Origin of the sequence: Pseudomonas sp. H1h (assembly GCF_000633255.1) — a bacterium.
In the GTDB taxonomy this organism is placed as follows: Bacteria; Pseudomonadota; Gammaproteobacteria; order Pseudomonadales; family Pseudomonadaceae; genus Aquipseudomonas.
The window spans coordinates 224,725-244,483 of the sequence record NZ_AYMJ01000005.1; the positions used below are offsets into that span (position 1 = coordinate 224,725).

Consider the following 19,759-nt stretch of genomic DNA (forward strand, 5'->3'; position numbering starts at 1 on the left):
CCGTTTTGGATTTATCGACCGCTGCCTGGATGGTTCACGACACCCGCCTGATTCTCTGCTGCCTGCTGGCGATCGCGACGATTATCGTGTTGATCAGCGTCACCAGGCTTCCGCCCTTTCTATCGATCCTGATCGGCACGTTCATTGCCGGCGTCGGCGCGGGTTTACCGCCTGAGGACGTGGCCAAGGCGTTCAGTAAAGGCGCCGGGGCGATTCTCGGTGAGGCGGGGATCATCATCGCGCTGGGCTCGATGCTCGGCGCGCTGATGGCCGAATCCGGCGCCGCCGACCGCATTGCGTCGACCTTGCTCGGGCTGGGCAAAGGCAAGTCCCTGCCGTGGGTCATGGCGCTGGTGGCGATGGTGATCGGCCTGCCGCTGTTCTTCGAAGTGGGGCTGGTGATGATGGTGCCGATCATCTTCGTCATGGCCCGCCGCTCCGGTCAGCCGCTGTTGAAAATCGCCATTCCGGCGCTGGCCGGGATGACCACGCTGCATGCCCTGATGCCGCCGCATCCCGGGCCGTTGATCGCGGTCAGCGCGTTGCATGCCGACCTTGGGCTGACCATGTTGCTGGGCTTCAGCATCGCTATCCCGGCGGTGATCCTGGCCGGACCGATCTACGGCAACTGGCTGTCGAAACGCATGCACGTCGATGAGCCGGCAGAACTCGGCGCGCTGTTCAGCGCCCCGCCAAAAGCGCCGCGCCAACCGAGTTTCGGCATGTCGCTGCTGATCATTCTGTTGCCGGTGCTGCTGATGCTCGGCAGCACCCTGGCGAAAGTCGCGATGAGCCCGCAAAGCAGCGTCGCCCTGACCCTGAAGTTTCTCGGCGAACCGTTGGTGGCGCTGGGCATTGCCGTCATGGCGGCAGTGATCTGCCTCGGCTGGGCCAACGGCATGCCGCGTGAACACGTCGGCGGCACCCTGCGCAAAAGCCTCGCGCCGATTGCTGTGCTGTTGCTGACCATTGGTGCCGGTGGCGGCTTGAAGCAGACCTTACTGGATGCCGGCGTCAGCCAGACCATCAGCAAGGTCGCCGAAGGCGCGCACATGCCGTATCTGCTGCTGGCCTGGCTGATTGCCGTGGCACTGCGTCAGGCCACAGGCTCGGCGACGGTGGCCACCACAACGACGGCGGGGATTCTGGCGCCGATGATGGCGGGCCTCGCCGCGACGCAAAGCTCGTTAGTGGCGCTGGCGATTGGTGCCGGCTCAGTGTTCTTCTGCCACGTCAACGACGCCGGCTTCTGGATGGTTCGCGAGTACTTCGGCCTGCAACTGAAACAGACGATCTGGGTCTGGTCGATCCTGCAAACCATCGTCTCGGTGGTAGGCCTGGTGGGGACCTTGCTGTGGTGGCACTGGTTGACGTAACGGCCTTCAGGAACAACGCGCCACCGAACGGCGCCCGACCCCGGGCATGCGCACACCGAAGTACGCCGCGCTGACGATGCCGACCGCGCCCATCACCGCGCAGAACATCACACAGATCCATGGGCTCCATGGCATCAGACCGATCAGCAGCAGCGGTGTGATGCTTGCCCACGCGGCGTAGGCAATGTTGTAGGTGAAGGAAATGCCGGACACCCGGATACGCGCCGGGAACAGCCCGACCATTACCGACGGCACCGCGCCGACCACACCGCAGGCCAGGCCGGCGATGGCGTACGCCAGCCCCACCCAGCTACCGCCCATGATCAGGCAGCTGTAAAGCACGCCGATGCCCAATGGCAGCAGCAGGCTATAAAGCATGACCGTGCGCCAGGCACCAAGGCGATCGACCAGCAGTCCGGCAATCACGCAGCCAATGTTGAGAAAGACGATGCCCAATGCACTCAGGGCAAAGGTGTGGCTGGCGGTCATGCCGAAGGTTTTCTGCATCATGGTCGGGGTGATCACCACGAACACCACCACCGCCGAGGTCAGCACACACGTCAGCAGCATCGCCGGCAGCATCGCCAGCCGATGCTCACGCAGCACCGTGCGCAACGGCAGTTCGACCCGCGCCTCGCGTTGCGCTTCCATGGCCATGAACACCGGCGTTTCGCTCAGCCAGCGGCGCAGGTACACGCCAATCACGCCGAACACTCCGCCGAGCAGGAACGGATAACGCCAGGCGTAATCGAGGATTTCCGCCGAGGTAAACGCCTGCGCGAGAAACGTTGCAGTCAACGCGCCGATCAGATAACCGAAGGTCAGCCCGGCCTGCAAAAAGCCCAGGGCATAACCGCGATGCCCGGTGGGCGCATGCTCGGCGACAAACACCCAGGCGCTCGGCACCTCACCACCCACCGCCGCGCCCTGCAGGATGCGCAGCGCCAGCAACAGCAGCGGCGCGAAGTAACCGATCTGCGCATACGTCGGCATGATCCCGATCAGCAGGCACGGCAGCGCCATCATCAGGATGCTCAGGCTGAAGACCTTCTTGCGCCCCAGCCGATCGGCGAAATGCGCCATCAGGATCCCGCCCAGCGGCCTCGCCAGATAACCGGTGACGAAGATCCCGAAGCTTTGCAGCAGACGCAGCCACTCAGGCATTTCCGGCGGGAAGAACAACTGGCTGAGGGTCAGGGCGAAGAACACGAAAATGATGAAATCGTAGATTTCCAGCGCCCCGCCAAGGGCTGCAAGGCCGAGGGTCTTGTAGTCGGAACGGCTGAACGGCGCCGGTCGGGCTGTGGATTGGGCAGTCATGGCAAAGAACTCTGGCAGGCAAAAAACCAAGGCGCTCATGGTCTACGCAAATCCGCCTGGGGACAACCCGTTAGACCATAGTCATGGTTTTGCAAAACCTGCTCACAAAAGCGCTTGGCTTGATTTACTGTTGAGGCCTGTCTGCAGCCACGGTCCAGTGAAAACCTGTGGGAGCGGGCTTGCTCGCGAATGCGGTGTGTCAGTCGACACTGATTGGTCTGAAACACCGCATTCGCGAGCAAGCCCGCTCCCACCCAAAGCACTCAGTGATCTGCAGACCCAAAATAACCATAAAAATCCGAGGTACTTCCTGTGGCCGTTGAGATCGAAGATAGCCGCTCCGCGCGCTTTGCCCTGCGCTGCTCCAGCTTTGCCGAACGCTGGTTCCCCGACTCTTGGGTATTCGCTGCATTGGCGGTAATCATTGTTGCGTTGGCCACTATGGCCATGGGCGCCAAACCCACCGATGCGGCGATGGCATTCGGCGACGGGTTCTGGAGCCTGATCCCGTTTACCATGCAAATGGCCTTCGTGGTGATTGGCGGTTACGTGGTCGCCAGCTCGCCGCCGGCGGTCAAACTGATCGACAGACTGGCACGCATCCCGAAGAACGGCCGCTCCGCCGTGGCCTGGGTCGCGCTGATCTCGATGGTCGCTTCGCTGCTGAACTGGGGCCTGTCGCTGGTGTTCGGCGGTTTGCTGGTGCGCGCCCTCGCCCGCCGCACCGATCTGAAAATGGATTACCGCGCGGCCGGTGCTGCGGCGTATCTGGGCCTGGGCGCGGTCTGGGCGCTGGGGCTGTCATCATCGGCCGCGCAATTGCAGGCCAATCCGGCCAGCCTGCCGCCGTCGATTCTGTCGATCACCGGGGTGATTCCGTTCACCCAGACCATCTTCCTCTGGCAGTCCGGCGCCATGCTGCTGGCACTGATCGTGATTTCGATCATCGTCGCCTACGCCACCGCCCCCGGCCCGAACTCCGCGCGCGATGCCAAGGAGTGCGGCATCGACCCGGCGTTCAATCTGCCGCCACTGCAACCGCGTACCCGGCCCGGCGAATGGCTGGAACACAGCCCAGTGCTGATCATTTTGCTGGTGCTGCTGGCGGCCGGCTGGCTGTTCCACGAGTTCTCGACCAAACCGGCGATCACCGCGATTTCCGGGCTCAACACTTATAACTTCCTGTTCATCATGCTCGGCGCCCTGCTGCACTGGCGCCCGCGCAGCTTCCTCGATGCGGTGGCCCGTGCGGTGCCGACCACCACCGGCGTGCTGATCCAGTTCCCGCTGTACGGCTCGATCGCCGCGCTGCTGACTACGGTCAAAGGCGCCGATGCGCAAACCCTGGCGCATCACATCTCGACCTTCTTCGTCAGCATCGCGTCCCACGACACCTATGCGCTGTTGATGGGCGTGTACTCGGCGATTCTCGGCTTCTTCATTCCGTCCGGGGGCGGCAAGTGGATCATTGAGGCGCCGTACGTGATGCAGGTCGCCAACGATCTGCAATACCACCTCGGCTGGGCGGTGCAGATCTACAACGCCGCCGAGGCGCTGCCAAACCTGATCAACCCGTTCTACATGCTGCCGTTGCTGGGTGTGCTCGGCCTGAAGGCGCGGGACCTGATCGGCTTCTCGTTTGTGCAACTGCTGGTGCACACGCCGCTGGTGCTGTTCTTGCTGTGGGTGCTGGGGACGACATTGGCGTATACGCCGCCGGTGATGCCGTAAACCAGTTTAAAAACTAACACCATAAAACCTGTGGGAGCGGGCTTGCTCGCGAATACGCGGTGTCATTCACCAGTGATATGACTGATACAGCGCATTCGCGAGCAAGCTCGTTCGCACACTGGTGCACCGCCCGCTTCAAATTGTCACCTAAACGTCACATTCGCTTGCTAGCGTCCGCCCGAAACAAACTGAAACAATTAAGCAAAACGGGCTGACAGATGAAAGACGAAACAGACGGCACTGACGCACCTGAATCCGACAACCCCACCGACACCAGTCGCCGCCGCTTCCTCGGCGGAGTCGCTGTTCTGGGTGTGGGCGCCACGCTGGCTGGCTGCGGTAACGCCAGCGATCAGCCGGGCAAACCGGCCGAACGCCCGCTGACGCCGAGCGAGCTGGACAAGGCCCTGCGCGACCAGGTGAAAACCGTGGTGGTGATCTACGCCGAGAACCGCAGCTTCAACAACCTGTTCGGTGATTTTCCCGGTGTCGAAAAGCCGCTGTCTGCCCTCAAGCCTGCCGATTATCAACAACGTGACCGCGACGGCAGCCTGCTGCAGGCTTTGCCGCCTGTCTGGGGCGGGGTGTTGCAGATCGGTCCGCAAACCCTCGATGGCGTGACCTACCCCAGCGCCACCCAGTTTCAGGAGAATCTGCCCAACGCGCCGTTCGCCCTCAAAGGCCCGAATGCCGAAGACTTGCCGTTCGGTCTGGTCACCCGCGATTTGTGGCACGTGTTCTATCAGAACCAGATGCAGATCAACGGCGGCAAGAACGACGGCTTCGTCGCGTGGGCCGACTCCGGCGGCCTGACCATGGGCCACTACGCCCAGAGCCGTTATTCCCTGCGTCTGTGGGATGTGGCCCGGGAGTTCGTGCTGTGCGACAACTTCTTCCAGGGTGCATTCGGTGGCTCGTTCCTCAACCACCAATACCTGATCAGCGCCACCGCACCGTTCTATCCCGACGCGGCCAATTCGGTGGCCAAGAGTCAGATCGCCACCCTGCAAAGTGCTGACCCGGCCGATCCGCGCCTGAAACCGCTGGAGCAATCGCCGGCCAGCGCCATGACCGGTCCGCCGCAGTTCGGCCCGAGCGCGCTGACCCCGGACGGTTTTGGTGTGAACACCCTCGCCCCACCGTACTGGCCGACGTGGATTCGTGATCCGGAGCGTCCGGAATACTCAAAAGGCGATCTGCCCAATGTGATGGTGCCGCAAACCCACGAGCACATCGGCGACAAGCTGTCGAAGAAGAGCATCGACTGGGCGTGGTACGCCGGTGCGTGGCAAGCGACGCTGGAGCAATACAAGGACTCGGGCGGCATTCCGAAGATTCCCAACTTTCAATATCACCACCAGCCTTTCAACTACTTCAAGCAGCAAGGCCCGGAGAACCCGCAGGAGCGCAGTAAACGCTTGCGCGATGCCGGCTTGGGGGACGAGTCGAGCACCAACAAATTCTTCGCCGATGCCGAGGCCGGCAAGCTGCCGGCGGTGAGTTTCTACAAACCCCAAGGCAACCTGAACATGCACGCCGGTTATGCCGATGTGGCTTCCGGCGACCGGCACATCGTCCGTGCCCTTAAGGTGCTGCGCGAAAGCCCGCAATGGAAAAACATGGTGGTGGTCGTCACCGTCGATGAAAACGGCGGCTGGTGGGATCACGTTGCACCGCCCAAAGGCGATCGCTGGGGGCCAGGGTCGCGGGTGCCGGCGCTGGTGGTGTCGCCGTTTGCCCGCAAAGGCACGGTGGATCACACGGTCTACGACACGGCGTCGATCCTGCGCCTGATCACCCGGGTGTTCCAGCTCGAAACCCTGGATGGTCTCAAGCAGCGTGACGAGGCGATGATCGCCCGCGGCCAGAAACCCATGGGCGACTTGACCAACGCTCTGCATTTTCAGGCCTGAAACCAAGCCCTGCGGGCTGACGCAAAAATCCGTGAATGACGGCTTCTCTGTGCAACACGGCTGATCCAATATGAAGCGCCCCGACATCCCGGGGAACCCACGCTGAAAAGGATCTGAGCATGTTCAAACTCGCAGGACTTACCCCCGCTGCACTGGCGCTCGCCGCGTTCACGCTGAGCGCGGCGGCCCACGCCGATGTCGACCTGAAACTGGGCAGCACCGAGCGCGTCACCCGCCTCTTCGCCTACCCCAACAATTGCAGCGTGATCTGCTATCGCAACTGGTCGCTGGAGCAGACCGTCGCCCACTACCTGAGCCAGAGCGTGCAACGCGACGGTTACGCCAATGCCAAGGTGCTGGTGAAGAACGATAACGGGCAGATCCATGTCGAAATCAGCGGCGTACCGAAAGGCTACGACAAGCCGCTGTCGGCACTGCTCGACGCCGGCGATCTGGCCTACAACGGCGCCAGCAAGCTCAACGCCGATGGCAAATGGGCTTACAGCTGGTACTTGTTCCTGCCGCTGGGCATGGCCCTGGAAAACCGCAAGAGCGTCGAGTTGCTGCACTTCCCGCCGGACTATTCGTTGACCCAGGCACAGGATTACCTGCGCTCGAACACCACCGACCGCTGGGCCACGCTGCTGACCGACAACGGCATCCCGGCTGATCAGACCCCGGCCTATCAAACCATCATCGACATCGCGCCGATCGCGGCGCCGTCCAATGCCGGCAGTGATCTGGAGGGGGTCTACGACTACTTCAAGGATTACCAGACCACATTGGTCAAGCAGTTCAGCCAGACCAGCGCCGGCACCACCCTGCCGATGGTCGCATTCGGCGCACCGGTGCGTAACTGGATCAAGCAGCAATACGGGCCGACTGTCGGCGTTTTGGGGCTGGCAACCATCAGCCCGAGCACCGGGGTGAATGTGCCGGTGCTGGGCTCGAACCATCCGAGCTACATCTGGTACGCCGCTGACCCGGCCAGCTACAACGGCGATGAAGCCAAGGCTGACGCCGCCGGGCTGAAGGTCATGGGCCAGGACTTGAGCGCGGCCTGCTGGCAGGCCGGGATGGGCAGCCAGCCGGGCACCGACCCGAAAACCCTGCTCAACAGCTGCACGCAGACCTGGCAAGTGACGCAGAAGGTCAAGACCTGCGAGCTGTTCTACACCTCGATCCGCAACCTGACCCCGGAACAGGCGGCCGCCAAATGCTCGACCACGCCGATCAAGGCGCAGCTGCAACAGCTCAAGGGCGAGTTGCCGGCCACTGCGGTGCCTGCCCCCCACCTCTGATCTGCTGAAAAGGCTTCTCGTGTCAGTCAATGCTGACGCGGGAAGCAGCTCTTTTCGCCTGTCAGATCTGACAGTAGACGCTATGCCGCATTCGAGAAATGATTGGATCCAAACAACCGGGTTGCGGCACTGACAGGACGTCAGGCCACGCAAGTCACAACACTTGATGACAGGGAACGTTATGGGCAATCACGCACATCGGCACCACCTACCTCCCGATACGCCAGGCATCTACCCGTTCGCCAGGTTGCCCGTGCGCCTCGGCTTCCCTTCTACGCTCGATTTCGAAATCGTTCAGGATCAACAGGGGCACGCCGCAGTGGTGGCACGCCGGGAGTTCTTGCGCATCACCCGAATGTGCCGTATTTCCGGGCAACTGTTGCCCTATCGCTGTCGCCAGACCCGTCAGCTACTGACCGGGATCCATATCTATGACCCGCGCTTTTGCGGGCTGCTCGAACACGCCTGCGACCCGAATGTGTTCCTCGACATGAGCGAACTGTGGCTCTGGGCACTGCGCGATATTCACCCGGGAGAGCACCTGACCATCGACTTCGCCGCCACCGAAGATCGCCTGCTGCAGCAGTTTGCCTGTACCTGCGGCGGGCCACGCTGTCGAGGGTGGGTCACCGGTTACGATGACCCACCCAGTATCGAGGGCCAGCACTTCCTGCAGCGCTGGCGGCGTGCGCACTGATCGGGTTTACAACGCCCCGACCGGGCGTAGACGGTATTGCGGCGGCAGTTGCTCGAAACCGCTGATCGTGGTGTTCAGGCTTTTCCAGCGACCGTCCTTGATGCCATAGATGCAGCCGTGAATCGACAGACTCTGCCCACGATGCCAGGCGTTCTGGATGATGCTGGTGTGGGCAACGTTGGCCACTTGCTGGACGACGTTGAGTTCGCACAACCGGTCGACCTGTTCTTCTTCGGTCGGCAGCTTCGCCAGCTCTTCACGTTTTTCGTAGTACAGATCGCGGATCGAGCGCAGCCAGCCGTCGATCAGGCCGAACTGGCGATCCTGCATCGACGCGCGCACACCGCCGCAACCGTAGTGGCCGGTGACGAGGATGTGTTTCACCTTGAGTACGTCGACCGCGTACTGGATCACCGACAGGCAGTTGAGGTCGGTGTGCAGCACCACGTTGGCGACGTTGCGGTGTACGAACAGATCGCCCGGCAGCATGCCGACAATTTCGTTGGCCGGCACCCGCGCGTCGGAGCAGCCGATCCACAGGTACTCAGGGGTTTGCTGGCGCGCCAGCTTGGCGAAGAAATCCGGGTCTTCCTTGGTGATCGCGTCAGCCCAACGCTCGTTGTTATCAATCAGGTCTTGTAAGTCGTGCATGGTGTAAGGCCTCAAGAAAGATGCGCTGGTATGACAGACGACCGCACGTCGGGGTCACGCAAGAACCGCAGGTGTTTTTCTTTGGAATTCTCGTGTGCCCGGTGAGTCCACTCAGTAAGGCCCACAGTATGAGGAATTGCCATGACTGATTCACGACGTCCGTACGATGCGGTGCAACCGGAACCCATCGATGATAACGAAGACCGCATGGGCTCGGTGCATGAGCTGGATTTCGATGAAGACGAACCCAGCGCGAAAATCGGCGACGAGATTCCGGAGCGCGAACGCGAGCAACTGATGCCCGACGAGCGAGTGCGCGAGGCCGGGTTTACCGGCGCATCGACCGCTGACCATGAACCCACCGACGATGATATGAGCCCGGAAACGCTGATTCATGAAGACGGCGCCCGCGATGCCGAAGAGGCCGGCGCAGGCAATCAGGCGGATTGGGATTTGAGCATTGTCGACGAGGATGACATCGGCGGCGGCAATGGTCTGGATGAAGCGGAGCTGGCGCGGCGTGATCCGCTGGATGGCAACCGCTGATCTGTATTGCCTGTCAGGACGCCTTCGCGAGCAAGCCCGCTCCCACAGGGATTTGAGGCACAACTCAAATCCCTGTGGGAGCGGGCTTGCTCGCGAAGCTTTTAACGCTTAATCAACCAAGGTGCAGGCCATGACCACGGCATCTTCACGCCCGCCCACTGCCGGATAATAATCCCGACGCCGGCCAATCTCGTTGAAGCCATAGCGCTCATACAACTTGAACGCCGCCGTATTGCTGTCACGCACTTCCAGAAAGCACTCTCGCGCCTGCGCCGCATAGGCCCGCGACATCAAGTGTTCGAGCAATGTCAGGCCCAGCCCGCGTCCTTGATTCTCCGGTTTGACCGTAATGTTCAGCAGGTGCGCCTCATCCAGAATGATCTGCACCACCCCGTGGCCGACCTGCTGCTGGCCTTCGAACATCAGCCAGATCTGGTACTTGCCCAGCCCGTCGAGAAAAATTCCGCGGGTCCATGGATGGCTGTACGCCGCGTATTCAATCTTCAATACCGCGTCCAGGTCCGCCTCGGTCATCGGGCGGAACGATACAGCTTCACTCATTCGATGGTTTCCAGCGCGCCATCAGCCGACGCATGGCTTGCCACACAGCGGCCTTGCGCTGTGGCTCTTCCATTAACAATTCCAGACCCGGAATGGCCCAGGCCAGGCCCAGGCCTTCAATCTGCAATTCACTGTTGAACGCTTCGGCGTCCGCTTCACCGGCAAAGCGCACTGCCGGCAGGCCGATCAGCCACAGGCAGGCGCAAGGCGCCGCTTCCATTTGTACCGAGAGGAAACCCTGCACGAAGTCGCGCGCGGCTTCCGGGCCTTGATCCATGGTGCCGCGGTTCAGCCACGGCCAGCGCACCGGCTCGCCGACGATTTGTGGCGCGTCCGGCAGACCGGCGGCACGCAGCATGTCTTTAAGCAGCAGATAGGCCGGATCGCGGCTCTGGAACGCTTCGCCTGTGGGTAACTCCACCAGCAGCAGGCAAGCCCCGGCCCGCAGCAATTGCAGGGCGAAACGCGGTGGTGGCACCGGCGCGGGCTTGACGACGACCGGCGCTTCTTCGACCTCCTCCACTGGCTTGGCGCCATTGCGGGTACTGGCGAGCGAGGGGCGCGGCACTTCGATTTTCGGCCGTTCTACCGGACGGGCGGCAGGTTGTACCGCCGCTTCGGCCTGCACAACCGGCATCACCGCGACCTCTGGCTCAGGCTCGGGCATGTCCAGCAGCTCGGGCCGCGACGGTGCGGCGAAAGGCAATTCGGTGCGCGGCAGCCAGTTGACCACCTGCATGGCGTTCAAATAGGCGCGGCGGCGGGACTCGATTAGCAAAGGTCGGCCACTTGTGGATAACTGAAAGTGCGCTGATTCTACCGCCCTTCGCTCAAGATCGCCCGTTGTTGATCGATAGACTTGACCTAAAGAAAGCGACAGCCCGTCCCCGAGAGTGAATCGCATCCTTCGTGATGCAGTACAATCGCGGCTTTTAATCGCCAACCAGCCGGCCATTCCGATGATCGAACCCAAGCGCGTCTTGCGCGCCCTCGCTGAACACTGGGCACTTCTGGAGCCACTGTGCGAGCACTTCGACCAAGGCACCCTGAGCCTCAACGAACTGCGCACGCAACTGGCCGCCCAACAACTGGACAGCACGCCGCAGGACATCACCAGCCTGCTCGACGTGTGGATTCGCCTCGATATTCTGATTCCTGTCGCGAAAAGCCCGAACCGTTTCGAGCTCAACGCACAGATTCACGACTTCCTCGCCTACCTGCGCCGTGAGCACCGCCTGGGGCTGTGCCTGGAGATTGAAGCCTACCTGCGCCACCTCGAACGTCTGGCCGGTTACATTCAGGACGCGTTCGACATTCGCGACGGCCATGACCTTGCCCGCCAGCTGCGCTTGCTCGACATGCGCGTGCGTGACGTGCTGAAAAAGCTCGATAACGACGAGCAGGCACTGGTGGCCGTGGCCGAACGCGCGAAGACCAGCGATCGACAGATTCCGCTGCGTCAGCGTTACGCCGAAGTGTTGGCGACGTGGGACGAATACGTTGAGCCGATGATCGATCTGGTGAACGCCGACGGCGCCTTCGAACAAGGCGTGCGCAAGGTTGAAACCGTGCTGCTGAAGATGCTCAGCGAACAGCAGCGTCTCGGCCATCTGGTCGATGACGACATGCTGCTGCGCACCCACGCGCGCATCCTCGAAATGCAGACCAGCGCCCAGTTGACCCTGCGTCATGCCCGCGAACTGCTGCTGCCGCTGCGTGAAGAAGCGCGCCGACACAACGCCGTGACCCGTGGTGCCGCGCTGGCGCTGGCGGCGATTCGCCGTAAAGGCATCGATGCCGTGCCGCAAGCGGCGATGCCACTGTTCACCCGGCCGCAAAGCACCTTCCTCGGCAGCGCCAGTCAGGTCGAAGCCTACGTCTACGCTTTGGCGCGCTTCGAGCCGAAACCGGCACGCTTCCCCAAGGCGCACAAGACGCAAAAAACCGGTGATGCCCCACGTGCGCCACGCACCGTGCGCGAGATGGTCGAGCGTTGCGAAGAGTCCTTGCCAATGCCGGATCTGATGACCTGGCTGCTGAAGCAGGAACCGGACGGCGCCACTGACGAATTGCTCTACTGGTTCTCGCGCCTGTCGCGGGAAAAACGCTTCAAGCGCGAGCGTCTGGAACGCCGCGAATACCACACTCACGAGCACCAGGTCAGCCTGCGCTCCTTCGCCCTGCTCTCGGCCAGCGACTCTGCCGCCGAGGATTCTGCGAGCATCCCCAATGCATCTTGATCTTTCCGAACTGTCGCAACTCGCACCGATCTTTCGCGAGTTGTTCAAGGGCTACCACGTCAGCCGCCGCGACCCGGAGCTGTACGCACAACTGTCGAACTTCCAGGATCAGTACCGCACGCTGTTCAAGGCGTTGGGGTTTGAACTGGTCTGCGACACCCGTGGTTTCTACTACTTCGTACCGGACATGGCCGCTGCGGCGGTGAACAAGACTGCCCAGCGTCTGGCGCTGTTCACGTTCATTCTCGTCGAGCATCTGGCCGACCAGGGCCGCGACCCGATCGCCGTGCTCGACGGCGGCAGCCTCGGTCGCGAAGAATTGCCATCGTTGCTGGAGAAATACCGCGACCTGTTCATCCAGGCCGAAGTGCAGACCGTTGAAGAACTCGAAGAAAAGATCATGCGCCGCATGACTCAGCTCGGTTTTGCCAGCGAAGAAAACGGCGTGTACCGCTTCCTGCCGCCGATGCACCGTTTCCTCGACGTCTGCCTGTCGGTGCAGCAAGACCGCGACCTGGCGGCCAGCGTGCACAGCGTTCTGCCGCTGCCGGCGCCGGTGCTGATCGACGAAGAAGCCGAAGCCAAACTCCTCGAAACCGACGATCCACTTGATTTGTCCGAATTTGCAGAAGAAAGCGAAGAAGACGCACTGGCCCGCGCCATTGCCGAAGAACAGGAGTCCGACGCATGAGCCAGGAACGCTACGGCATCCGCCGCTTTGCCCTTTTGAACACCGCCGGTTACAGCCTCGGCCTGTTCCCGCTGGAAGAACCGCTGTCGGTCTATGGCGCGAACAACCTCGGTAAATCGGCGTCGATCAACGCCTTGCAGTTTCCGATTCTGGCGCGCATGTCGGACATGAGTTTCGGCAAGTACAGCCTGGAACAATCCCGGCGTTTCTACTTTGCGTCCGACACCAGTTACATCCTCGTCGAAGTGAACCTGCCGCACGGCCCGCACGTGATCGGCGTGGTCGGCCGCGGCCCGGGCGGTGGTTTCGGTCACCAGTTCTTCGCCTACGCCGGCAAGCTCGACTTGGCGCACTACCAGAAGAACGACACCTGCCTGCGTCAGAAAGAACTGTTCAGCAACCTTGAGAAAGAAGGCCTGAAAGCCTACGAACTCAAGCCGGATGAACTGCGTCGTTTGCTGGTTGGCGGTCACACGTCGATCCCGCTCGACCTGACCCTGATCCCGCTGCGCTCCACCAGCGAGCAGAGCCTGAAGACCTTCCGCGCGCTGTTCATCAACCTGCTGCACATGCGCGAAATCACCGCGGCCAAACTGAAACAGTTGTTCCTCGATGCCTTCGAACACAGCCTGCGTTCCGGCAGCGTCGATTACATTGCGGCATGCGAAGAAGCCTTCCGCGACGTGCGCCGGATGGAGCAGGACTACAACTCGCTGGTCGCGGCCGGCCCCTTGGTTGAAGCCTTGGCCAACGGCGTGAAACAGCGCGACGTGCTGCGTGGCAAACTGCATCGCCTGTCGCCGCTGCTCGATTCGCTGCTTGGCACTTGGTCGGACTACGCCAGTGCGCGCAAGGAAGAGCTGACGATTCAGGCTGACCATTACCGTGGCGAGCAAGACAGCCTGCAAAACGATCAGCGCGGCGGCACCCAGGAATTGATGCGCCTGGAGCGGGAAATTTCCGGTATCCAGCGCTGGCTCGGTGAGTTGTCGGTACTGAAGAACCGCTTCGCGCTGGTCGATGACGTCAAAGTGCTGGAGCAACAATTGCTCGCGGCCAAGGACGCCCACGACGAACTGGCGGGTGCCCTGGCGCAATCGCGTCAGTTCAGCGCCGAGGATCTGGAAGAGCGCGTGCGCGATCTGGAAAAACGCCTGAAGTCGGTGAAGCAGCAACTCGATCACGCCGACAACAACAGCTACGCTCGTCTGCGCGAAGAGTTCTCGCAGCAAGACGTCGAGCGTCTGATGCGTCTGTTCAACAGCGCGCTGTTCAGCCTGCCGCTGGGCGAACACGGCATCACCCTCGACGATGATGGCGAGTGGGTGAAATCGGTCGAGCTGATCCTTGATGGCTTCAAGGGTGAACGTTTCGAAGTACCGGGCCTGTCGATCGACATCTCGCACATCGAGCCGCCGGCTCTGCAGGCGTTGGCCGACCGCGCGGCATTGCGCGATCAGAAAGAGCGTCTGGAAAAAGAACTCAAGCAGCTGAAAACCCAACAGGCTGTAGCCGCCGACCGCGCCGCGAGCAAGACCCAGACCGAAGCGCTGTACCAGCAAGTGCTGGACGCGCAGAAAGCGCTGGAAGACTTCCGTCGCACTCAGACCCTGAGCGCCGAGGAAGGCGACAAGCTCGAACAACTGGCGCAGATGGAAGGCGCGCAGGATGAACTCAAGCGCTCCAGCGATGCGTTCACTGAGCGCGTCCAGCAACTGTCGGCCAAGCTGCAACTGGTCGGCCGGCAGATCGCCGACATGGAAGCCAAGCAACGCACCCTCGACGACGCTCTGCGCCGCCGTCAGTTGCTGCCGGCGGATCTGCCGTTCGGCACGCCGTTCATGGATCCGGTCGACGACTCGATGGACAACCTGCTGCCGCTGCTCAACGACTATCAGGACAGCTGGCAGGGCCTGTTGCGCGCCGATGGCCAGATCGAAGCGTTGTACGCGCAAGTGCGCCTCAAAGGTGTGGCCAAGTTTGACAGCGAAGACGATATGGAGCGCCGTCTGTCACTGCTGATCAACGCGTACGCGCACCGTACTGATGAAGCGCTGACCCTGGGCAAGGCCCGTCGTGCAGCCGTGACCGATATCGCGCGGACCCTGCGTAACATCCGCAGCGACTACGACAGCCTTGAGCACCAATTGGCGTTGTTCAACCGCGAGATCAACAAGCGTCAGGTGTCCAACCTGCAGAGTTTCCGCATCGTGCTCGCGCCGAACAAGGAAGCGCTCAAGCACATCGACCAGATCATCCACAGCGCCGGTCAGTACGAAGAAGGCGAAACCCTGTCGGTGTTCGACCTGAGCCAGAGCGCCGAGCAGGACAACAAGAACGAAGAGGCCAAGGAATACCTGGCGCGGCTGGTGGCGGCGAACCACAACCAGCTCGGCCTCAAGGACTTGTTCGAACTGGCGTTCGAGATCACCAAGGTCAACGGCCAGCCGGTGATCCACACCGACATCGATGGCGCAGCGTCCAACGGCACCACGATGACCATCAAGGCGCTGACCAACATGTACTTGTTGCTGCACTTGATGGACCGCGATCTGGCCGGTCGTGTGCGCCTGCCGTACTACCTCGACGAGGCGGCGGACATCGACGAGAAGAACCAGGCGGCACTGCTGGAAACCAGCCTGCAACTGGGCTTCGTGCCGATTCTGGCGAGTGTGAAGCCGCAGGTCTGCGCCAGTGTCGCCATCGACCTGGAGGGCGGCAGCGGCCCGGCCGGCATCTACATCGACGAGGCGGACTGGAAATACATTCGTCGCCATGACGTGGTGAAGGCGACCGTCAATGTGGAAGCGGATGAACCGGAGCTGGATGCGGTTTGATCGGCGTTAGCTGAAGGCAAAAAAAGGGCCGCGATCCAATTGGATCGCGGCCCTTTTTCATGGCTGGGATTTGTGTTGATGCCCTTCGCGAGCAGGCTCGCCCCCACAGGGTTTCGGGCCGAACACAAACGTTGTGTGCACCACTCATCCACTGTGGGAGCGAGCCTGCTCGCGAAGGCGCCCTCAACGACGCCTCATATTTGCCGGATTATTTACCGAGTGGAATCTTCGGCGCCCAGCTCAGCCACTCATCCTCGAACTTGTCGAACAACGGGAACGTCTGCTCAGGCCGCGCCGGGTTGCCCATGCGCTCGCCATCCGGCGTGGCGAAGGCGATCCCCCCCTGAATCGCCGTCTCCAGTGACTCCGTGCGTACCGTCACACCTTTGAACAGACCGATGTCAAAACCGACACCGCTGGTGTTCCAGAACCGCGTACCGCTGCGCACCAGCGGCGCGTATTTCGGCTCGATCAAAATGTGCACCAATACCCGGTCGGCAGTCTGCCCCAGTTCATAACCAGTGACCTTGCCTACGGTGATTTCACGGTAGGTCACCGGCACGCCAGGCTTGAGCGAACCACGACGGGCCGCACTCAACACCAGACTCAAACCGGCCTCCTGCCTGGATACCTCCGGTGGATTGGCCAGCGCGATGAAGTTCTTCTGCGGGCCGAGGTTCTTCGCCGCGGGTTGCACTTCCAGGTATTGCCCGGTGACCAGGGTTTCCAGATTCTGGGTTTTGATCAGACCCAACTCAGGCTTGACCACCCAGAACTGACTGCCAACCCGCGCAATGCGCTCCGGCACTTCAGTGATTCGCGCGGTGATCATGACCGATTGCAGGTCATCGGTCAGATCGACGTCTTCAATCTTGCCGACATCCAGCCCTTTGAAACGAATCGGCGTGCCCGGACGCAACCCATCGGCGCGGTCGACCTTGATCGTCACCACGGTGCCTTTCTGATTGGCCTCGTCATGGTTAGCGAACAGACGGAAACGCGGAATACGCTTTTGCAACGGCGCCTTGGCTTGCGGTGTTTCGAACGCGATACCGCCGGCCATCAGCGTCTGCAGTGACTCGCTCTTCACTTGAATCCCACCGGTCAGGCCACCGGTGAGGGTGATGCCGCTGACATTCCAGAAACGGGTCGACGCGTTGACCAGATTTTCGTACTCCTTCTCGATGTGGACGCCAATCACCAGTTGTTTTTTGGTTTTGGAGAACTGATAGCTTTGTACCGAGCCGACCTTGACCTGCTTGTACAGAATCGGGCTGCCGACTTCGATCGAACCCAGAACGTCGGTGAACAACACCAGATGCAGGCCCGGCGCACGCAGATCCAGTGGCGGCGCCTTTGGCCGGGCCTCGAATTCGCGTTTCGGCGCGCCACCCTTGTCGCCGGGGCGTACGGCAATGTAGTTGCCTTTCACCAGTGCTTCGAGACCGGTGATCCCGGCCAGAGAAATCGACGGTTTGACCACCCAGAATTGCGTGCCATCGACCAGATAGTCTTCAGCCAGAGGGTCAAGGGTAAGCTCAGCCGTGGCGCTGTTCAGATCCGGATCGATTTTCAACGCTTTCAGGTTACCGACCTGAATGCCTTTGTACATGACCGGCGTACGGCCAGCCTGCAGGCCCTCGAAGTCGCTGAGTTTGACCTTCACCCGAATGCCGGCAGCGGCGGCGTCGAAGTCTTCATAGAGACGGAACGGCAGGCTTGGATCGGTAGGCGGACTGTCCTTGCGGTTCTCCGGCGTAGCGAAAGCGATACCGCCGGCGACGATGCTCGCCAGGGACTCGCTGCGTACCTTTACCCCAGACAGATTGGCGTCGATGCTGATGCCGCTGGCATTCCAGAAACGCGTGTGTTTGCGCACCAGTTTGGCGTAGGTCGGCTCGATGAACACTTTGAGCTCAACGGTACTCTGGTCTTCGGAGAGCACGTAGCTTTTGATCTGCCCGACTTTGATCTGCTTGTAGAACACTGGACTGCCACGGTTCAGCGAGCCGAGGCGATCTGCCTTGATGGTCAGGTGCAGACCAGGCTTGGAATCCGACAGCGGCGGCTCTTCGGCCAGTGCCTTGAACTTGCGGGTCGGTTCGCCTTCACCCGGACTGATGGCGACATAGTTGCCTGAGACCAAGGTTTCCAGGCCAGTGATACCGGCCAGTGTCACGCTCGGTTTCACCAGCCAGAAACGGGTGCTGGTCTTGAGGTATTGCTCGACGTCCTTATTCATCTCCACCGTAGCGATCACGCCTTTGGAGTTGCCTTCGTCATCGAGCTTCAGCGTCTTCACCTTACCGACCGACATGCCTTTGTACATGACCTCGGTTTTGTTGGCCTGGATGCCTTCACCACTTTCGAAACGCACCTGAATCTCGATGCCGGTTTCGTTATAGGCACGCCAGCCCAGCCAGCCACCGATGATCAGGGCAATCAAGGGCAGTACCCAAATCGCAGACCAGTTGGAGGCCGGTCGGGTTTTCGCTACAGGCAAATCAGTCATGGTCGTCGTCCGACTCCGTGTTATCCCAAATCAGTCGGGGATCGAAAGTTACTGCGGCAAGCATCGTCAGAATCACCACACTGGCGAAGGCGATGGCGCCAAGGTTGGCTTCGACACTGGCAAGCCGGCCGAAGTTGACGACCGCCACCAGAATGGCGATCACAAAGATATCGAGCATCGACCAGCGACCGATGAACTCGATGAAGCGGTACATCCAGATCCGCTGTCGTGCAGACAATGGCTGGCGTCGCTGCACCGAAAACAACAGCAGCGCGATACCTACCAGTTTGAAGGTCGGCACCAGGATGCTCGCGATAAACACCACGGCGGCGATTGGAATCATGCCGTGCTGCACCAACTGGATGACACCGGACATGATCGTGCTCGGATCACCCTGCCCCAGAGAACTGACGGTCATGATCGGCAGCACATTGGCCGGAATATAGATAATCGCCGCGGTGATCAGCAATGCCCAGGTTCGAGCCAGGCTATTCGGACGCCGGGCATGAACCATCGCCCCGCAGCGGGTGCAGGTTTGCTCTTCTAAGCCTTTTTCCTGCCTGTTCAACTCGTGACATTCAGCACAAATCAGAATGCCCGCATCAATCGCCCGCATGTGGGTCTTCTCCTGAGAGCGCCTGCCAGATCTGATGCGGTGACATCACCACTTCCAGCCAGACCTGAACCAACAACAAACCGACGAAACACGCAAGGCCAAGACCAACAGTGATGGCCGCCATGTCTGCCAGTTTTACGATCGCCACCAATACGCCCATGAGGTAAACCTCAAGCATTCCCCAGTCTTTGAGGTGGTGATAAATGCGATACAGGAGCAAACCATAGCTACGCCCGACGTTGAAACGGATCGTCAGCAATACGAATAACTGGCAGAGCAACTTGAGTAACGGAATCGCCATGCTGCAGAGAAACACAACGACGGAAACGCCGCGCATATCGGTATTGAACAGCCCGACCACACCGCTCCAGACGGTGTCTTGCGACGACTGTCCGAGTACATTGAGCTGCATGATGGGTAAAAAGTTCGCTGGCACGAACAACAGCAATGCCGCGATGACCAGTGCCAAGCTGCGCTGCACCACGTTATGGCGGTGGGCATACAACTCGTAACCGCAGCGTGGACACAGGGCTTTCTCGCCGTGGGCAAGCTTGGGCTTGCGCATCAGCAGGTCGCACTCGTGACAGGCCACCAGGTCTTCCAGCGGTAAATCTGACAGCCCGGGGGCGTCAACCGACTCTGACATAAAGGCTCTGGCTCCGAAAAAGAAGGGGCTATTCTAGTGTTCTGATTCGAAAATAACTGTGCAAATTTGTTCGCAGGCTAAGTAAAAACTTTCCTGCGGGCAAAACAAAACCCCAACTGCT

Annotated in this window: 16 protein-coding genes; 9 read left to right on the forward strand and 7 right to left on the reverse strand. The window is 60.9% G+C overall.

Going from position 1 to position 19,759, the window contains the following annotated elements:
• Window positions 1–5: 5 nt before the first annotated feature.
• Window positions 6–1,376: a gluconate:H+ symporter gene (locus U862_RS0104955; protein WP_025109371.1), complete on the forward strand. Its 1,371-nt coding sequence runs from the start codon at window positions 6–8 to the stop codon at window positions 1,374–1,376.
• A gap of 6 nt (window positions 1,377–1,382) precedes the next feature.
• Here the strand turns inward: U862_RS0104955 and U862_RS0104960 are convergent, their stop codons facing one another.
• Window positions 1,383–2,696, reverse strand: a complete 1,314-nt coding sequence (locus tag U862_RS0104960) for an MFS transporter (RefSeq protein WP_025109372.1) — start codon at window positions 2,694–2,696, stop codon at window positions 1,383–1,385.
• Between the two features lie 312 nt (window positions 2,697–3,008).
• Here U862_RS0104960 and U862_RS0104965 point away from each other — a divergent pair, with 312 nt between their 5' ends.
• The 4 genes from U862_RS0104965 (at window position 3,009) to U862_RS0104980 (ending at window position 8,338) form a co-directional block, all read left to right on the forward strand.
• On the forward strand, window positions 3,009–4,427 hold the full coding sequence (locus U862_RS0104965) for a short-chain fatty acid transporter (protein WP_025109373.1): 1,419 nt from the start codon (window positions 3,009–3,011) through the stop codon (window positions 4,425–4,427).
• A 218-nt stretch (window positions 4,428–4,645) separates the two neighbouring features.
• Window positions 4,646–6,340: an acid phosphatase gene (gene acpA / locus U862_RS0104970; RefSeq protein ID WP_025109374.1), complete on the forward strand. Its 1,695-nt coding sequence runs from the start codon at window positions 4,646–4,648 to the stop codon at window positions 6,338–6,340.
• A 119-nt stretch (window positions 6,341–6,459) separates the two neighbouring features.
• Complete coding sequence (locus tag U862_RS0104975) at window positions 6,460–7,641, forward strand: hypothetical protein (RefSeq protein ID WP_025109375.1); 1,182 nt, start codon at window positions 6,460–6,462, stop codon at window positions 7,639–7,641.
• Between the two features lie 181 nt (window positions 7,642–7,822).
• Window positions 7,823–8,338, forward strand: a complete 516-nt coding sequence (locus tag U862_RS0104980) for an SET domain-containing protein-lysine N-methyltransferase (protein WP_025109376.1) — start codon at window positions 7,823–7,825, stop codon at window positions 8,336–8,338.
• A gap of 6 nt (window positions 8,339–8,344) precedes the next feature.
• On the opposite strand, the gene can is transcribed toward U862_RS0104980, so the two are convergent.
• On the reverse strand, window positions 8,345–8,989 hold the full coding sequence (gene can / locus U862_RS0104985) for a carbonate dehydratase (protein WP_003228196.1): 645 nt from the start codon (window positions 8,987–8,989) through the stop codon (window positions 8,345–8,347).
• Window positions 8,990–9,130: 141 nt separating this feature from the next.
• Here can and U862_RS0104990 point away from each other — a divergent pair, with 141 nt between their 5' ends.
• On the forward strand, window positions 9,131–9,535 hold the full coding sequence (locus U862_RS0104990) for a hypothetical protein (protein WP_025109377.1): 405 nt from the start codon (window positions 9,131–9,133) through the stop codon (window positions 9,533–9,535).
• 108 nt (window positions 9,536–9,643) lie between these two features.
• On the opposite strand, the gene rimI is transcribed toward U862_RS0104990, so the two are convergent.
• Window positions 9,644–10,096 (reverse strand): ribosomal protein S18-alanine N-acetyltransferase, encoded by a 453-nt coding sequence (gene rimI, locus U862_RS0104995; protein WP_025109378.1) that lies wholly within the window; start codon window positions 10,094–10,096, stop codon window positions 9,644–9,646.
• Window positions 10,089–10,835, reverse strand: a complete 747-nt coding sequence (locus U862_RS0105000) for a hypothetical protein (protein WP_025109379.1) — start codon at window positions 10,833–10,835, stop codon at window positions 10,089–10,091. The genes rimI and U862_RS0105000 overlap by 8 nt, the downstream gene beginning before the upstream one ends.
• Before the next feature lie 220 nt (window positions 10,836–11,055).
• Between U862_RS0105000 and mksB the strand changes: the two genes are divergently transcribed.
• The 3 genes from mksB to mksF are packed head-to-tail and all read left to right on the forward strand — an operon-like array spanning window position 11,056 to window position 15,864.
• Window positions 11,056–12,336 carry an Mks condensin complex protein MksB gene (gene mksB / locus U862_RS0105005; RefSeq protein ID WP_177327310.1) on the forward strand — a complete coding sequence of 427 codons (1,281 nt, stop codon included), beginning with the start codon at window positions 11,056–11,058 and terminating at the stop codon, window positions 12,334–12,336.
• Window positions 12,326–13,027: an Mks condensin complex protein MksE gene (gene mksE, locus U862_RS0105010; RefSeq protein WP_025109381.1), complete on the forward strand. Its 702-nt coding sequence runs from the start codon at window positions 12,326–12,328 to the stop codon at window positions 13,025–13,027. Before mksB ends, mksE begins: the two co-directional genes overlap by 11 nt.
• Window positions 13,024–15,864 (forward strand): Mks condensin complex protein MksF, encoded by a 2,841-nt coding sequence (gene mksF, locus U862_RS0105015; protein WP_025109382.1) that lies wholly within the window; start codon window positions 13,024–13,026, stop codon window positions 15,862–15,864. The genes mksE and mksF overlap by 4 nt, the downstream gene beginning before the upstream one ends.
• 208 nt (window positions 15,865–16,072) lie before the next feature.
• Here the strand turns inward: mksF and U862_RS0105020 are convergent, their stop codons facing one another.
• The 3 genes from U862_RS0105020 to U862_RS0105030 are packed head-to-tail and all read right to left on the reverse strand — an operon-like array spanning window position 16,073 to window position 19,638.
• Window positions 16,073–18,376: a PqiB family protein gene (locus U862_RS0105020; protein WP_025109383.1), complete on the reverse strand. Its 2,304-nt coding sequence runs from the start codon at window positions 18,374–18,376 to the stop codon at window positions 16,073–16,075.
• Window positions 18,369–18,992 carry a paraquat-inducible protein A gene (locus U862_RS0105025; RefSeq protein ID WP_025109384.1) on the reverse strand — a complete coding sequence of 208 codons (624 nt, stop codon included), beginning with the start codon at window positions 18,990–18,992 and terminating at the stop codon, window positions 18,369–18,371. Before U862_RS0105025 ends, U862_RS0105020 begins: the two co-directional genes overlap by 8 nt.
• A complete protein-coding gene (locus tag U862_RS0105030) occupies window positions 18,979–19,638 on the reverse strand; it encodes a paraquat-inducible protein A (protein ID WP_025109385.1) in 660 nt (219 codons plus the stop codon). Before U862_RS0105030 ends, U862_RS0105025 begins: the two co-directional genes overlap by 14 nt.
• Window positions 19,639–19,759 lie beyond the last annotated feature (121 nt).